Source organism: Aquibium oceanicum, from assembly GCF_001889605.1.
Lineage (GTDB): Bacteria > Pseudomonadota > Alphaproteobacteria > Rhizobiales > Rhizobiaceae > Aquibium > Aquibium oceanicum.
This window is the reverse complement of sequence record NZ_CP018171.1, coordinates 1,305,498-1,319,478: the sequence shown is the minus strand read 5'-3', so window position 1 is coordinate 1,319,478 and position 13,981 is coordinate 1,305,498. Positions and strand designations below refer to the sequence as shown.

At 66.7% G+C, this 13,981-nt stretch carries 15 protein-coding genes, 1 tRNA gene and 2 riboswitches; of the genes, 8 read left to right on the top strand and 8 right to left on the bottom strand.

The window, feature by feature from the left end:
• Positions 1–104: 104 nt before the first annotated feature.
• The 5 genes from BSQ44_RS06580 to BSQ44_RS06560 all read left to right on the top strand — a co-directional run bounded on the left by BSQ44_RS06580 (position 105) and on the right by BSQ44_RS06560 (position 4,964).
• Positions 105–950 (top strand): IclR family transcriptional regulator domain-containing protein, encoded by an 846-nt coding sequence (locus tag BSQ44_RS06580; protein WP_235633359.1) that lies wholly within the window; start codon positions 105–107, stop codon positions 948–950.
• 123 nt (positions 951–1,073) lie between these two features.
• On the top strand, positions 1,074–1,946 hold the full coding sequence (locus BSQ44_RS06575; protein WP_072602475.1) for a DODA-type extradiol aromatic ring-opening family dioxygenase: 873 nt from the start codon (positions 1,074–1,076) through the stop codon (positions 1,944–1,946).
• Positions 1,943–2,308, top strand: a complete 366-nt coding sequence (locus BSQ44_RS06570) for a hypothetical protein (RefSeq protein ID WP_072602474.1) — start codon at positions 1,943–1,945, stop codon at positions 2,306–2,308. The genes BSQ44_RS06575 and BSQ44_RS06570 overlap by 4 nt, the downstream gene beginning before the upstream one ends.
• Before the next feature lie 58 nt (positions 2,309–2,366).
• Positions 2,367–3,869, top strand: a complete 1,503-nt coding sequence (locus BSQ44_RS06565) for an amidohydrolase family protein (RefSeq protein ID WP_072602473.1) — start codon at positions 2,367–2,369, stop codon at positions 3,867–3,869.
• Between the two features lie 60 nt (positions 3,870–3,929).
• The gene (locus tag BSQ44_RS06560; RefSeq protein ID WP_072602472.1) at positions 3,930–4,964 is read left to right on the top strand and encodes a uroporphyrinogen decarboxylase family protein; all 1,035 of its coding nucleotides are present in this window, start codon (positions 3,930–3,932) and stop codon (positions 4,962–4,964) included.
• Positions 4,965–5,154: 190 nt separating this feature from the next.
• On the opposite strand, the gene BSQ44_RS06555 is transcribed toward BSQ44_RS06560, so the two are convergent.
• From BSQ44_RS06555 to cobD, 3 genes are all read right to left on the bottom strand, one after another.
• Positions 5,155–5,229 (bottom strand) — tRNA-Gly (locus tag BSQ44_RS06555).
• Between the two features lie 720 nt (positions 5,230–5,949).
• Positions 5,950–6,456: a tyrosine phosphatase family protein gene (locus BSQ44_RS06550; protein ID WP_072602471.1), complete on the bottom strand. Its 507-nt coding sequence runs from the start codon at positions 6,454–6,456 to the stop codon at positions 5,950–5,952.
• Positions 6,453–7,499: a threonine-phosphate decarboxylase CobD gene (gene cobD / locus BSQ44_RS06545; RefSeq protein ID WP_072602470.1), complete on the bottom strand. Its 1,047-nt coding sequence runs from the start codon at positions 7,497–7,499 to the stop codon at positions 6,453–6,455. Before cobD ends, BSQ44_RS06550 begins: the two co-directional genes overlap by 4 nt.
• On the opposite strand from cobD, the gene cbiB reads away from it, so the two are divergent.
• Entirely contained in the window at positions 7,498–8,466 is a 969-nt protein-coding gene (gene cbiB, locus BSQ44_RS06540; protein WP_072602469.1) for an adenosylcobinamide-phosphate synthase CbiB, read from the top strand. The genes cobD and cbiB overlap by 2 nt on opposite strands.
• Here the strand turns inward: cbiB and BSQ44_RS06535 are convergent.
• Genes BSQ44_RS06535 through BSQ44_RS06515 form a run of 5 tightly spaced genes read right to left on the bottom strand, consistent with a single transcriptional unit; the run spans position 8,450 to position 11,967 of the window.
• Complete coding sequence (locus BSQ44_RS06535; RefSeq protein WP_072602468.1) at positions 8,450–9,913, bottom strand: cobyric acid synthase; 1,464 nt, start codon at positions 9,911–9,913, stop codon at positions 8,450–8,452. The two genes, cbiB and BSQ44_RS06535, sit on opposite strands and share 17 nt — an antisense overlap.
• Before the next feature lie 5 nt (positions 9,914–9,918).
• Complete coding sequence (cobO, locus tag BSQ44_RS06530) at positions 9,919–10,527, bottom strand: cob(I)yrinic acid a,c-diamide adenosyltransferase (RefSeq protein WP_072602467.1); 609 nt, start codon at positions 10,525–10,527, stop codon at positions 9,919–9,921.
• Positions 10,528–10,529: 2 nt separating this feature from the next.
• Entirely contained in the window at positions 10,530–11,045 is a 516-nt protein-coding gene (gene cobU, locus BSQ44_RS06525) for a bifunctional adenosylcobinamide kinase/adenosylcobinamide-phosphate guanylyltransferase (protein ID WP_072602466.1), read from the bottom strand.
• The gene (locus BSQ44_RS06520) at positions 11,038–11,778 is read right to left on the bottom strand and encodes a CbtA family protein (RefSeq protein WP_072602465.1); all 741 of its coding nucleotides are present in this window, start codon (positions 11,776–11,778) and stop codon (positions 11,038–11,040) included. Before BSQ44_RS06520 ends, cobU begins: the two co-directional genes overlap by 8 nt.
• 12 nt (positions 11,779–11,790) lie before the next feature.
• A complete protein-coding gene (locus BSQ44_RS06515) occupies positions 11,791–11,967 on the bottom strand; it encodes a CbtB domain-containing protein (protein ID WP_072607907.1) in 177 nt (58 codons plus the stop codon).
• Between the two features lie 34 nt (positions 11,968–12,001).
• A riboswitch (cobalamin riboswitch) is annotated at positions 12,002–12,197 on the bottom strand.
• 62 nt (positions 12,198–12,259) lie between these two features.
• Positions 12,260–12,463: riboswitch (cobalamin riboswitch) on the top strand.
• Positions 12,464–12,502: 39 nt separating this feature from the next.
• Here BSQ44_RS06515 and BSQ44_RS06510 point away from each other — a divergent pair.
• Both BSQ44_RS06510 and cobW read left to right on the top strand, forming a co-directional pair.
• Positions 12,503–12,946 (top strand): DUF1636 family protein, encoded by a 444-nt coding sequence (locus BSQ44_RS06510; protein WP_083534542.1) that lies wholly within the window; start codon positions 12,503–12,505, stop codon positions 12,944–12,946.
• Positions 12,943–13,980: a cobalamin biosynthesis protein CobW gene (gene cobW, locus BSQ44_RS06505; protein WP_072602464.1), complete on the top strand. Its 1,038-nt coding sequence runs from the start codon at positions 12,943–12,945 to the stop codon at positions 13,978–13,980. Before BSQ44_RS06510 ends, cobW begins: the two co-directional genes overlap by 4 nt.
• The last annotated feature ends 1 nt before the right edge of the window (position 13,981 follow it).

Below are 13,981 nucleotides of genomic sequence, written 5' to 3'. Positions count from 1 at the left end.
ACCGGCTCTGATCGGGGGGGGGGTAGCATGCGCTGTTCAGACATTGACGTCCGCGTTGAAGCTGGCACGACGGCTCCCCGGTCGACCGTACGCGCGGCGGGCCGATGACGGTCCAAGGCGACATCGTCATGGCGACAGCCGAAGACCGCACGATGGGCGCGGAGCGCCCGGCGGAATTCGTCGAGGCCCTCGCCAAGGGGATCGCCATCCTCGAAAGCTTCGATGCCGCCCATCCCGAAATGACGTTGAGCGAGGTGGCGAGGCGAGTGGGCCTGTCGCCCGCAGCGGCGCGTCGCTCGCTGATCACGCTTCAGGCGCTCGGCTATATCGGACAGGACAACCGACGGTTCCACCTGCGTCCCAAGGTCATGACGCTGGGGTCGACTTTTTACTTCGCGTCGCGCATCGACGAGGTGCTGCAGCCTGACCTGCGCGACATCGTGCGGCAGTTCGGCGACGCCTCGTCCGTCGGAACTCTGGAAGGCGAGGACGTCATCTACATCGCCCACAATTCAGTGCAGCGCGCGCGGCGTGCGGCGGCGGTGATCGGCGCGCGCTATCCGGCCTACGCGACCTCGCTCGGGCGGGTGCTGCTCGCGGGATTGCCGAATGCCGCCTTCGAAGCCTATATCGACCGGGTGCGGCCGCAGGAACTGACCTCCCGTACGATCACCGATCCGGCCGAACTCCACCGCGAGGTCCTCGCCGTGCGCGAGGCGGGCTACGCCACTACGGTCGACCAACTCGACTACGGCATCACGGCGCTCGCCGTGCCGATCCGTGGTCCCGACGGACGCACCGTCGCCGCCCTCAACAGTTCGGGCTACACCGGCATGGTGACGCCGGAACTGCTCGTCACCGAACGCCTTCCGATGCTGCGGGCCACCGCCTCGCGCATCGGCCACATGATCCAGCGCTACCCGATCCTCCTGTCCGTCATGGGGAACTGATCGGCATGAAGCAGCATGAGACAAATCGGACACGGCGATGCCGGAAGTCGAGCGGCGCGCCTGGATGCAGCGACTTGAGGCTCCGGAAGCCGGAGTGCGGGAGAGAGGACGGAGGATATCGTTTTGGCTGAACTGGTTGCGACCCTGGCTTCGACCCATCACCCCTTCTATCTCAAGGCGACCACCATGCCGCCCGAGCAGCAGATGCCGCAGGCGCCGGAATGGAAGCGCAAGGTCGAGTCCTATCGCGAAACGCTCGCCCGCGCCCGCCCGGACATATTGGTGATGGTCGGCTCCGACCATTTCCACCAGATCTTCCTCGACAATTGCCCCCAGTTCCTGATCGGCAAGGCGGATCGCTACGATGCGACGTTCTGGAACGAGGAGCGCGAATTCGGCATTCCGAAATACGTCCTCGAGGGCGACATGGCGATGTCGAAATTCATGCATGTGAGCCTGCTGGACCAGGGATTCGACCTCGCCTTCTCCAACGAACTCAAGATCGATCACTCGATCATCTGCCCCATCATCACTGTGCGTCCGGACAACGATCTGCCGGTGGTGCCGATCTACACCAACATCTTCGCCCCGCCGCTGCCGTCGCCCAAACGGTTCTACGATCTCGGTCGGGCGATCCGGAAAGCGATCGACGACTATCCGTCCGACAAGCGGGTCGCGGCGATCGGCACGGGACATCTGTCCCTGGAACTCGGCGGGCCGCGGCAGTTCATGGAAACCGGACCCGACCCCGTCTTCGACCGGCAGGCGATCGAATGGCTGCGTGCCGGCGACATCGATGCCATCCTGGCAAACGTCACCCATGAGACCATGTCGAAGAGCGGCAACGCCACCCACGGCTTCCTCAACTTCATCCTGATGTTGGGGATCGCCGGGCCGGAGAAGGCCGACTACGTCGACAATCTCGACCTGTTCCACACCATGGAAGCCTACATCACCTGGTATCCGAAGGCTCAGCCAATGGAGCGCGCGGCATGAGCAAGTACTACGTCAACAAGTTTCTCTTCCAGGTCGATCGCAATCCCGATTTCCTCAAGCGCTACGCCGAGGATCCGAAGAACTTCGTCGCCACCTGGGAGCAGTCGATCGGACCCCGCCTCAACGAGGTCGAGCATTCGACGGTCCACGGTTTCACCGATGCTGAGCGCAAGGCGCTGGTTGAGCACGATTTCGTCGCGCTGTTCGAGATGGGGGCGCACTTCTTCCTCAATCTCACGCTGTTCATCGGCATCTACGACGAGCCGTACATGAAGGAGAACGGTCCGCTGGCGTTCCAGCGACATTTCGCACAGCGCCTTCAGCACTGGAACGGTCGGGACTATCCGACAGTGGAGACATAGTCCGCCGGCGCGAGCGCGCGGGCACCGAATAATCTGATTTTCTTTGGGAGGAGAGATCATGTGCAGGTTGTGTGACGAAGGCCGTCCGCCGCTGGATTGCGAATCCAGGCGCGATTTCCTGAAGGCTTCGCTCGTGGCAGGGGCCGCCGCCGCGTCCGTCTTCGCCGCGACCGGCGTTGCATCCGCCCAGGATGCGCCGCAGGGCACCGGCACGGATGGCCGGCGCGTTCTGATCAAGGGCGGCCACGTGCTCAGCATGGACCCTGCCGTGGGCGACTTCGCGACTGCCGACGTGCTGGTCTCCGGCCGGACCATCGAGGCGGTCGGACCGAACCTCGACGCGGGCGACGCGGAGGTCATCGACGCGACCGGCATGATCGTCATGCCCGGCTTCATCGACACGCACCATCACCAGTTCGAGACGGCGCTCAGGAGCTTCCTCGCGGACGGGATCCTCGTCAACGACGGCCTGCCCGAGAACGCCATCAACTACTACGAATACATCCTGCAGAAGTTCTCGATGGTCTACCGGCCGCAGGACGTCTACATCAACGAGCTCTTCGGCGGCCTCGCCCAACTCGATACCGGCGTGACGACCGTGATGGACGTCTCGCAGATCCACCACTCGCCCGAACACTCCGACGCGGTGGTGAAGGCCTTGCAGGACACGGGCCGGCGCGCCGTCTTCGGCTATTTCGAAGGCTGGGGGGACAATGCAAAGTATCCCGGCGACGCGCGCCGCCTGAAGACCGAGCATTTCTCCTCAGACGACCAGCTGGTCACGATGGTGATGGGCGGGGAGATCTACATTCCCGGCTACGAGGAATCGTGGAAGATCGGGCGCGAACTCGGACTACCCGTGGCACTCCACGTGGTCGGCACGTTCGGGATGGCGCCGACCTTCGACAAACTCGCCGAAGCGGGCATGTTCGGGCCTGACAACATCTTCATCCACATGACCGGCATGTCCGACATGGCCTGGGAGAAGGCGGCCGATGCCGGCGCGCACGTCTCTCTGGCGGTGCCGATCGAAATGGCGATGCGCCACGGCATGCCGCCGATCCAGAAGGCGCTCGACCTCGGCATGCAGCCGTCGCTGTCGTCCGACGTCGAATGTACCATGTCGGCCGACCCGTTCACGCAGATGCGCTCCACCTTCACGCTGCAGCGCGCATTCGCCAACGAGAAGGCACTGGCCGGCGACAAGGACGTGCCAAAGCTCCTGACGTCGCGAGATGTGATCCGCTTCGCCACGCTGGAAGGCGCCAAGGGCCTGAAGCTCGACACCAAGACCGGCACACTGACGCCCGGCAAGGAAGCCGACATCATCCTGCTCGATGCGACCGCGATCAACGTGACGCCGCTGAACCACGTGCCTGGCGCAGTGGTGACGCTGATGGACCGCACCAACGTCGACACCGTCATGGTGGCGGGCAAGCTGCGCAAGTTCAGGGGCAAGCTGCTCGACGTCGACCTGCCCAAGCTGACGAGCGAGCTCGAAGCGAGCCGCGACTATGTCTTCGAGGCGGCGGGGGTGCCGAAGGACCTCTTTCGCATGTAGGCCCGACCGGCGACGCGGTGGGGCGTCGCCGGATTTTTCTAGTGACCGGAGGAAATCCACTTGCCCAACGCATTGCCGCTGTTGCCGACGTCCCTCGTCGGTTCCTACGCCCAGCCCGAATGGCTCATCGACCGCGCCAAACTCGCGGGGCGTTTTCCGCCACGCGTCAGGGCGAAGGAGCTGTGGCGGGTCGCGCCCGAGCACCTCGAGGAGGCCCAGAACGACGCCACGCGGCTTGCCATCCGCGACCAGGAGCGCGCCGGCCTCGACATCATTACCGACGGCGAAATGCGCCGCGAAAGCTATTCCAACCGCTTCGCCACGGCGCTGGAGGGTGTCGACATCGACAATCCGGGCTCGGCGCTCGACCGCTCGGGTCATCCCAACCCGGTTCCACGGGTCGTCGGCAAGATCAGGCGCATGCACGCGGTCGAGGTCGAGGACGTGAAGTTCCTGAGGGCCAACACTGACCGGACGATCAAGATCACCGTTCCCGGCCCCTTCACCATGTCGCAGCAGGCGCAGAACGACTTCTATTCCGATCCGGCGGAGATGGCGCTCGACTATGCCGCCGCCGTCAACGAGGAGATCCGCGACCTGTTCGCCGCCGGCGCGGACATCGTGCAGATCGACGAGCCCTACATGCAGGCGCGACCCGAACCGGCCAGGCAGTACGGTCTCGACGCGCTGAACCGGGCGCTCGACGGCATCGAGGGCGAGACCGCCGTTCACATCTGCTTCGGCTACGCGGCCATCATCCACGCGCGCCCGGAGGGCTATTCCTTCCTGCCCGAGCTTTCGGGTTGTTCCTGCAAGGCCGTGTCGATCGAGACGGCGCAGTCGAATCTCGACACATCGGTTCTGGAGACGCTTCCCGACAAGAAGATTATCCTCGGCGTGCTGGACCTCTCCACCCACGAGATCGAGACACCGGAAAAGGTCGCCGAACGCATCCGCCGCGCCCTGCCGCACGTCGACGCCTCGCGTGTGGTCATCGCGCCGGACTGCGGCCTCAAGTACCTGCCCCGAGACATCGCCTTCGGCAAGATGAAGGCCATGGCCGACGGCGCGGCGATCGTACGGGGAGAGTTGTAGAATATCTAAGCGGCCGGGGTACGGCATTTGCCCTCTCCCGCGCCGAGCGGCAACCAGGAGGTCTCGGCGACAAGCCGGGACCGTCCCGGCGTGGCGCACGCGGGAATGCCCGAGCCCGCGGCTTCTCAATCGCTCACACGGCAAAAAGGCCCGGATGAACCGAGCCCCAAGCCGCCGATATAGAAGAATTTGGAGCGGGCGAAGGGATTCGAACCCTCGACCCCAACCTTGGCAAGGTTGTGCTCTACCCCTGAGCTACACCCGCTCGCGCGGCGTCTCCGCCGCAAGCCGGGCCTGTATGGCCGAACTCATTGTGGAATGCAACAGGGAAAAGTCGCTCCCTCGGGCTTTCCCGATTTCTTCCCGGATCTCTGCCGATCAGTCCTGCGACGCCCTGACTTACCCACCAATCTTATACGGGCCAGGCGCTGGCGGACGAGTGTCCCTGAAGTCTCCCCGGAGTTCATGCGGATCCGGCGCAGGGGGTCGGGTATCCCGGAAATCCCCCCGAAGCTCATGCGGATCCGGCGCAGGGGGTCGGGTATCCCGGAAATCCCCCCGAAGCTCATGCGGGTTGGGCGCACGGCTATCACGGAAGTCGCCGCGAAGTTCGTGCGGATCGGGCGGACGCGTATCCCGGTCGCCACGGAGTTCGTGAGGATTCGGCGGTGGAGGCGCCACGTTGCTTTGAACGCCGGACGGCGTGATGGAGCCGGTCATCTGGCTGTCGAGATCTCCGGCAGCGGCGACTCCGATGCTCGAAGCGAGAAAGCCCGCGACGGCGAGCGGCATGAAACTGGTCTTGCTGATCATGGGAGCGTTTCCTATTTTCGGAATCCCTTCCCGATCACAATTCGACGCCACGGGTATGGTTCCGTCTCGTGGATCCCGACGCGGGGGCGGAATACCGCTTCCCTCCGTATCGCAAGGCGAAAGCCAGATCCGGTTTCTCCCGAAAGAAGTCCCGACGACGCGCCCCGAACCCTCAGCGAAGATCGAGCACGAAGGGGACGCCTTCGAAGGCGTCCGCGCCACGGCCGATGGAGCGGATGGCCTCGATCATGCGCCCCTGCCGCCCGAGCAGCCGGTCGGCATGGGCGACGATCAGCGGGTTTGGCGTGGCCATCGGCGAGAGCCGCCGCAGGTCCCGCGCGAGATCGTCTTCCGGACGCGCGGGTTGCAGCATGGCCGCGATCGCGTAGGCTGCCGCGGTCGAGCGGCTGATGCCGGCGTGGCAATGCACGACGAGCGGGGCGGCGCGGTCCCAGCGGCGCGCGAAGGCGAGAAGGGCCTCGACATGTTCCGGCGCCGGGGCCGTATAGCCATCGCGCGCTTCCGGGATGTCGTGCATCGTCAGCTGCAGGCAGCGGTCGGCGCCGAAGCCGTCGGGCCGCAAAAAGACCGCACCATCCGAAAGCAGGGTCAGGAGATGGCTTGCGCCGGACAGCCGCAAGGTTCCCTCGAGACGCGAAAGAGGTGTGACGTGGATCACGGTTTGGCGCTCCACCGGTCGCACGCAATTCGCAGCGCGGAGTCGAGGCGATCGAACGCGTCGGGCGAATCCGGCAGTCCAAAGCGCAGAGCCTCCGCGTCGTGCGCGAAGGCGCGCACGAGGAGGCCGCGCCGGCCGAGCGCCTCGACGATTCCGCCGGCATGCGGTGTCCGGACGAAGCGGTAGAGGCTGGTGCCGCCGGAGACGTCAAGGCCATGGCGAGCGAGAATTTCGTCGAGTCGCGCTGCTTCGTCTCCAAGCCGGTCCTGCATGGCGGCGCGCCATTTCGCGTCTTCCAGCGCGGCGATGCCGGCCTCCAGCGCGGGGCCCGAGACGGCCCAGGGGCCGAGTTGCGCCGCTATGCGCGATAGGAGCGCCACCGGGCCGACGGCGAAGCCGAGGCGCAGGCCGGCAAGCCCGTAGAACTTGCCGAAGGAACGCAGGACGACGAAGCCGCCCGTTTCGGCGTCCGGCGCCAGGCTCTCTTCCTCGGGGCCGACGTCCATGAACGCTTCGTCGACGACGAGCAGGCCGCCGCGGGCCCTCATTTTTGCGGCGAGACCGAGCAAAGCCTCGCGCCGCATGACGCGGCCGTCCGGATTGTTGGGATTGACCAGCACCCCGAGGTCCGCGTTCCCGAGCGCCTCGAAATCCCCGGTCTCCACCACCGCGTGGCCGGCAATCGCGGCTGCGCGGCGGTGCTCGGCGTAGGTCGGCGACAGGATGGCGGCGCGGCCCGGCGGCAAAAGCGCGGCGACGAGAGGCAGGAGGATCTGCGTACCGGGCGCCGCGACGACGTTCTTTCCCGTCGGCGCGCGATATGTAAGCGCTGCGGCCGCCAGGAGTTGCTGGAGCCGCGATTCCTCGGGAAGCCGCCGGAAGGCGCTGGCGGGAATCTTCTCCACCGGATAGGAGTGCGGGTTGATGCCGGTGGAGAGATCGAGCCAGGGCGGCGGCGCGTCAGGGTACAGCCGCGCCGCGCGCGACAGGCTGCCGCCGTGATCGGTCACCTCGTCCAGTGGAGCCCTGCCCGGCCTCGTCATGTCAGCCCTGCTCGCATTCCTGGCGCTCCTGATCGAACGCGCCGTCGGCTACCCCGACGCCGTCTACCGCGCGATCGGCCATCCGGTCACCTGGATCGGCCGGCTGATCGCATGGGCCGACGCAACGCTCAACCGATCCGACCGCAGTTTCGGCTCGCGGAAGGCTGCCGGTCTCCTTGCGCTGGCAGTCTTCGTTATTGTGGCGGGCGCGGCGGGCTTGACGGTGCAAATGGCGTTCGGCGCGGGTGTCGGCATCCTCGCAACGGCCCTCGTCGCGAGTTCGCTGCTTGCCCAGCGCAGCCTGGAGAGCCATGTGGAAGCCGTCGCCGACGCGCTGGAGCGGGACGGGCTGGAAGGCGGCCGCAAGGCGGTTTCCATGATCGTCGGGCGCGACCCGGAAAACCTCGACGAGGCGGGCGTGTCGCGCGCCGCGATCGAGAGCCTGTCGGAGAATTTTTCCGACGGCATCGTAGCTCCCGCCTTCTGGCTCGCCGTCGCCGGGCTGCCGGGTGCTGCGATCTACAAGGCGGTCAACACCGCCGACAGCATGATCGGCCACCGGACACCGAAACACGAGGCCTTCGGCTGGGCCTCGGCGCGGCTCGACGACCTGATCAATCTGCCCGCTTCGCGGCTCACCGCGCTGCTGATTGCCTGCGCGGCGTGGTCCCTGAAGTACGCCGATTCCGGGGCGAGCTGGCGCGCGGTGCGGCGCGACGCCCGAAAGCACCGGTCGCCCAATGCCGGCTGGCCGGAGGCCGCGATGGCCGGCGCGCTGGGCCTGGCGCTCGCCGGCCCGCGCAGCTATGGCGGCGTGCTGGTGGAGGACGCGGTGATGGGCGAAGGTGGGCGCCGCGACGCCGCCGCGGCTGACATAAGGCGCGCGCTGCGGATCTATCGCCGCGCCGATGCGCTGCTGATCGCGCTGGTCGGGCTCGTGGCGGCGGCATTCATCGTGCATGGCTGAGCAGGGCATCGAGATCGAGATGGCGCTCCAGATGGGCGGCTAGCGCGTCGAGCGTCTCCTCGACGCCCGCCTCATAGTCGAGCCCGGAAGCCTGTCCGCCGAGCCGCGCGATCCAGGCGCTTCGCTGCGCATCGTCGGCGAAGAGGCCGTGGACGTAGGTTCCGCAGACGCGGCCAGACAGCGACGTGGCACCGTCGGGGCGGCCATCGGCGAGGCGTGCGAAAGGGCGCTCCGCATCCGAACCGATCGTGCGGCCGACATGCATTTCATAGCCTGAGAAGGAGACGCCGTCCGCCGTCGTCCCGGTGACGGATTCGAGCGATTTCGCTTGCGTAAGTTCGGTCGTCACGTCGAGCAGACCCAGCCCGTCAGTGCCGCCGGGCGGGCCTTCGATTCCGGACGGGTCCTCGATGCGACGGCCGAGCATCTGGTAGCCGCCGCACAATCCCATAACGTGGCCACCACGGCGGATATGCGCGTGGATGTCGACATCGAGCCCCGAGCGGCGAAGCGCCTCGAGATCCGCGATGGTCGACTTGGAGCCGACGAGCAGGACGAGTGCGACGTCGCCGGGTATGGGCTGACCCGGCCGCACGCGCACTAGTTCGACGTCCGGCTCGGCATCCAGCGGGTCGAGGTCGTCGAAATTGGAAATGTGCGGCAGGATCGGTACCGCGATGCGCACCTTGCCGCCGCTCGGTCGCGCGGCCGATTTCGATGTCAGCGCCAGCGCATCCTCGGCAGGCAGGCGGCGGGCAGCCTCGAAATGCGGCACGAGCCCATAGGGCGTCCAGCCGGTCCGCCGCGCGATCTCAGCCATGCCGTCGGCAAACAGCGCGGGGTCGCCGCGGAAACGGTTGACGACGAAGCCGCGGATCAGCGCGGCATCGGCCGGATCGACGACGTGCTTCGTGCCGACGAGGCTGGCGATTACCCCGCCGCGGTCGATGTCGCCGATCAATACGACGGGAACGACCGCGGCGCGCGCAAAGCCCATGTTGGCGATGTCGTTGGCGCGAAGATTGATTTCCGACGCGCTGCCGGCGCCTTCCACCAGCACGAGGTCGGCGTTGGACCGAAGCAGGGTAAAGCTCTCCAGGACGGCCGGCATCAGGCTCGCCTTCAGCGACTGGTAGGTCTTCGCGTCGGCCGCGGAATGGATGCGGCCCTGCACGATAACCTGCGATCCGGTCTCGCTCTGCGGCTTGAGGAGCACCGGGTTCATGTGGACGGACGGCGCGACGCGGGCGGCGCGCGCCTGCAGCGCCTGCGCCCGGCCGATCTCGCCGTTCTCGACCGTCACGGCGGCATTGTTGGACATGTTCTGCGGCTTGAAGGGGCGGACCGTCATTCCCCGGTTGGCGAAGGCGCGGCAGAGGCCGGCGACGATCAGCGACTTGCCGACGTCGGAGCCCGTCCCCTGGAACATCAGCGCCCTGGCGGCCATCGCGGCTAGAACTCGATGCCCTGCTGCGCCTTCACGCCGGCGGCGAAATGGTGCTTGACCTGCCCCATTTCGGTGACGAGGTCGGCGGCCTCGATCAGCTCCGGCTTGACGTTGCGCCCGGTGACGACGACGTGCAGGTCGGGACGGCGCGCGCTCAGCGCTTCGACGACCGAAGCCAGATCGAGGTACTCGTAACGCAGCGCGATGTTCAACTCGTCGAGGATGACGAGGCCGAAGGACGGGTCGGCCATCAGTTCGCGGGAGCGCTGCCAGGCGCGCTCGGCGGCGGCGATGTCGCGCGCCTTGTCCTGCGTCTCCCAGGTGAAGCCCTCGCCCATGGCGTGCCAGGCGACCAGGTCGCCGAAGCGCGCCAGCGCGTCCTTCTCGCCCGTGTGCCAGGCGCCCTTGATGAACTGCACCACGCCGACGCGCCGGCCGTAGCCGAGCATCCGCAACGCCAGCCCGAAGGCCGCGGTGGATTTGCCCTTGCCGGGTCCCGTGTTGACGATCAGCAGGCCTTTCTCGATGGTCTTGTCGCGCAGCTTGGCGTCCTGGTGCGCCTTGCGCTTTTCCATCTTGGCCTTGTGGCGTCCGGCGTCTTCGGCTTCGGCCATCTTCACTTCACCTTCATCGGCAGGCCGGCGACCATGAACAGGACGGCATCGGCCTTGGCCGCGATCATCTGGTTGAGACGCCCGGCGGCGTCGCGGAAAGCCCGGCCAAGCCTGTTGTCGGGCACGATGCCGAGGCCGACCTCGTTGGAGACGACGAACCACGGCCCGCGCGGTCTTGCCAGCATGTTCGCCAGGTCTTGGCAGGCCGCCTCTACGTTTCGCTCGGCCAACATCACGTTGGTCAGCCACAAGGTCAGGCAATCGACGAGCAGCGCCTGACCCCCGGGAATCCTCCCGATCGCATCGGCGAGATCCAGTGGCGTTTCCACGGTGTGCCAGCGACCGTCGCGCCGGTCACGGTGCAGGGCTATGCGCTCGCGCATCTCGTCGTCGAAGGCCTGCGCCGTGGCGATGTAGGCCCAGGGTGCGGGACAGGCCGAGACCAGAGTCTCGGCATGCCTGCTCTTGCCCGATCGCGCGCCTCCGAGGACGAAGGTGAGCGAGCCTTGCTCAGGCAAGGCTGTGCCGGGGCGCCTCCAGGCCGGCGGCGAAGCGTTCGCGCAGCGTCCCAACCGCGGCCCCCATCGCCAGCCAGAACACAAGGCTGGTCATCGTGACGGCGACGACGAAGCTGTGGTGGAGACCGTCGGGGACGGCGGTTTCGTGGCTCAGCGGCTGCGGCGCGCCGATGACGTGCGGGGCGACGATGAGCGCGACGCCCACCAGCGCCAGCCATGGCGCTGTGCGGAAGGCGACCAGCGCCAAGCCGGCCGCGGTGGCGCAGACCGTGAAGATCCACCAGGCCTGCCGCGCGACGAGGTCGGCCGCCGGCATCGCCGGCAATTCCGGCGGAAGGCCGAGGCCGGGCGCAAGCGTAAAGACGGCGAAACCGGCGAAGCCCCAGACGAGGCCGGCACGCCAGCTTCTGATTCCGCCGGCGATCTCGGATGCTGCCACCAGAAGGAGGGCAAAGCCGATGCCGGTCACGATGTTGACCAGCCCGGTGTAGAAGGTGCGCTCGGCGCCGTCGGCGGGTGCCCAGGCTTCTTCGCCATGGTCATGGCTGTGGGCGGCGGGCGCGGCCTGCGCTTCCTCACCGTGGTGGTGATCGGCCGGCGCCGCGGCACTCTCGAAAGTCTCGGCCTGGAGAATGAGCGGCACCGTGAAGACGCTCTGCAGGCCGGTCATCACGATGCCGGCAAACAGCCCGGCGATCGCGGCCAGGAAGATCGCGTTACGAAAGACAGACATGTCGAAAACCCCTCAGTGGCAGGGGAATGCCATGGAATGCCTGTAGTCGTGGCCGGCATTGTGGACCACGTCCATATGCGCGAACCCGGCAAAGCCTACGATGAAGACGCCGAGCAGACCGGCGAATGCGAGAGGCAGGATGCCGGCGCGCGTTGCGGCCGAACCCTGGATGACTGAAGTCTGTGCCATTTCGATCCCTTCCGCCCTCCACCCGAGGGCCTTGTTCCCGTTCATGCCGGCGGCAGGTCTCCTGGCTCGCGGGTCACTGCCCCTGCCCGCCTTCCCGAAGCTTTTGGCTTCAGTGGCATATCGGGCGAAGGCTTGCCGCTCACAGTTGCGGGGGCAGCCGAGGATCGGGAAATCCCTACCTCGTTCCCTTTCACATCCCCTCGCGGGGAACCGACGACATGACGACCTTAGTGGAAATGGCCGACCGGCGAAAGGGGGCCGCGCTCACTCGTTGACAGTTTCGGAGTGGAAGCCGTAAATGCGCCTCGACGGTCCTTCATCCGCAACGATGGAGGCTAAGAGGGAATGCGGTGCGCCTGCGACGGGCTACTCCGCAGCTGTCCCCGCAACTGTAACCGGTTAGTGCGCGCCATGCGCCACTGGAGCGATAGCTTCGGGAAGGCGGCGCGAACGGTGAGCCGGAAGCCAGGAGACCTGCCGTCGACGTATCGTACTCTCACGGCCCGGCGGGTGTCCCGGGTAAGGAGCATTTGGATTGAGGGTCTATCCGGACGATCTGGGCAGACCGGCCGCCGAGCCGGAACACGAGGCATGCGCGCAGGCGTCGCCCGTGACGATCGTCGTTTGCAGTTCCTGTCGCCTGCGTTCCGAGCCCGAAGCCGATCCGCGGCCGGGGTCGCTGCTCGCCAGGGCCACCGCATCCGCGGCCGAGGAAGCTTCCGATCTCGTCGAGGTGCGCCAGGTCGCCTGCCTTGGCAATTGCAAACGCGGCCTCAGCGCCGTCATGATGCGCGACGGCTGCTGGTCCTACGTCTTCGGCGAACTGGACGTCTCGAACGCGCCCGACCTGATTGCCGGCGCCGAACTCTTCGCACGCTCCACCGACGGCTTCATGCCGTTCCGCGCCCGCCCCGAATCGCTCAAGCGCGGGCTGATCGCGCGCGTGCCCACCTTCGACAGCCTCAAGGAAATCCCATGACCGCCTCCTTCGATCGCGTGCCCTGCACGGTCGTTACCGGCTTTCTCGGCGCCGGCAAGACGACGCTGATCCGCAATCTTCTCCAGGGATCGCACGGCAAGCGGCTGGCCATCATCGTCAACGAGTTCGGCGACGTCGGCATCGACGGCGAGATCCTGCGCAATTGCGGTGTGGAGAACTGCGCCGACGAGGACATAGTGGAGCTGGCGAACGGCTGCATCTGCTGCACCGTCGCCGACGACTTCGTGCCGGCGCTGGACAAGATTCTCGCACGCGAGCCGAGGGTCGATCACATCCTCATCGAAACCTCAGGGCTCGCCTTGCCGAAGCCGCTGGTGCAGGCCTTCCAGTGGCCGGGTGTAAAGAACCGCGTCACCGTCGACGGAGTGGTGGCGGTGGTTGACGGCCCAGCACTCGCGGCCGGCGAGGTGACCCAGGACCGCGAGGCGCTGCTGCGCCAGCGGGAAGCCGACGATTCGATCGACCACGACGATCCGGTCGAGGAGGTATTCGAGGACCAGGTCGCCTGCGCCGACCTCGTAGTGCTGTCCAAGAGCGACCTGCTCGACGATGCCGGACGCGCCCGTGCGACCGCTGCCATCGAGGCGCACCTGCCGCGCGCGGTGAAGATCGTGGCGAGCGCCAACGGCCGCATCGACGCGGGTGTGGTGCTCGGCCTCGGTCTCGCCGTCGAGGACGACATCGAAAATCGCAAGACGCATCACGACGACGAGCTCGACCATGAGCACGACGATTTCGACAGCTTCGTCGTCGAGCTTCCGGCGATTTCCGATCCGGATACCTTGGCTCGGAAAGTCTCGGCGGCGGCGGAAGCCGAGAACGTGCTGAGGCTGAAGGGTTTCGCACATGTCGAGGGCAAGCCGATGCGGCTCCTGGTGCAGGCCGTCGGCCCGCGCGTGACGCATCACTACGACCGCGCCTGGCGGCCGGAGGAAGACCGCACCACCCGTCTCGTCGTGATTGGCCTCAAGGGGCTCGACCGCGCGGCGGTGGAAAAGCTCCTCGCGGCTTGAA

Bases quoted from the DNA above. Each gene is read 5' to 3' on its own strand.
- BSQ44_RS06580 (WP_235633359.1), top strand. From the start codon at position 105: ATGACGGTCCAAGGCGACATCGTCATGGCGACAGCCGAAGACCGCACG.
- BSQ44_RS06570 (WP_072602474.1), top strand. From the start codon at position 1,943: ATGAGCAAGTACTACGTCAACAAGTTTCTCTTCCAGGTCGATCGCAAT.
- BSQ44_RS06565 (WP_072602473.1), top strand. From the start codon at position 2,367: ATGTGCAGGTTGTGTGACGAAGGCCGTCCGCCGCTGGATTGCGAATCC.
- cbiB (WP_072602469.1), top strand. From the start codon at position 7,498: ATGTCAGCCCTGCTCGCATTCCTGGCGCTCCTGATCGAACGCGCCGTC.
- cobD (WP_072602470.1), bottom strand. From the start codon at position 7,499: ATGACGAGGCCGGGCAGGGCTCCACTGGACGAGGTGACCGATCACGGC.
- BSQ44_RS06535 (WP_072602468.1), bottom strand. From the start codon at position 9,913: ATGGCCGCCAGGGCGCTGATGTTCCAGGGGACGGGCTCCGACGTCGGC.
- cobO (WP_072602467.1), bottom strand. From the start codon at position 10,527: ATGGCCGAAGCCGAAGACGCCGGACGCCACAAGGCCAAGATGGAAAAG.
- BSQ44_RS06520 (WP_072602465.1), bottom strand. From the start codon at position 11,778: ATGTCTGTCTTTCGTAACGCGATCTTCCTGGCCGCGATCGCCGGGCTG.
- BSQ44_RS06515 (WP_072607907.1), bottom strand. From the start codon at position 11,967: ATGGCACAGACTTCAGTCATCCAGGGTTCGGCCGCAACGCGCGCCGGC.
- cobW (WP_072602464.1), top strand. From the start codon at position 12,943: ATGACCGCCTCCTTCGATCGCGTGCCCTGCACGGTCGTTACCGGCTTT.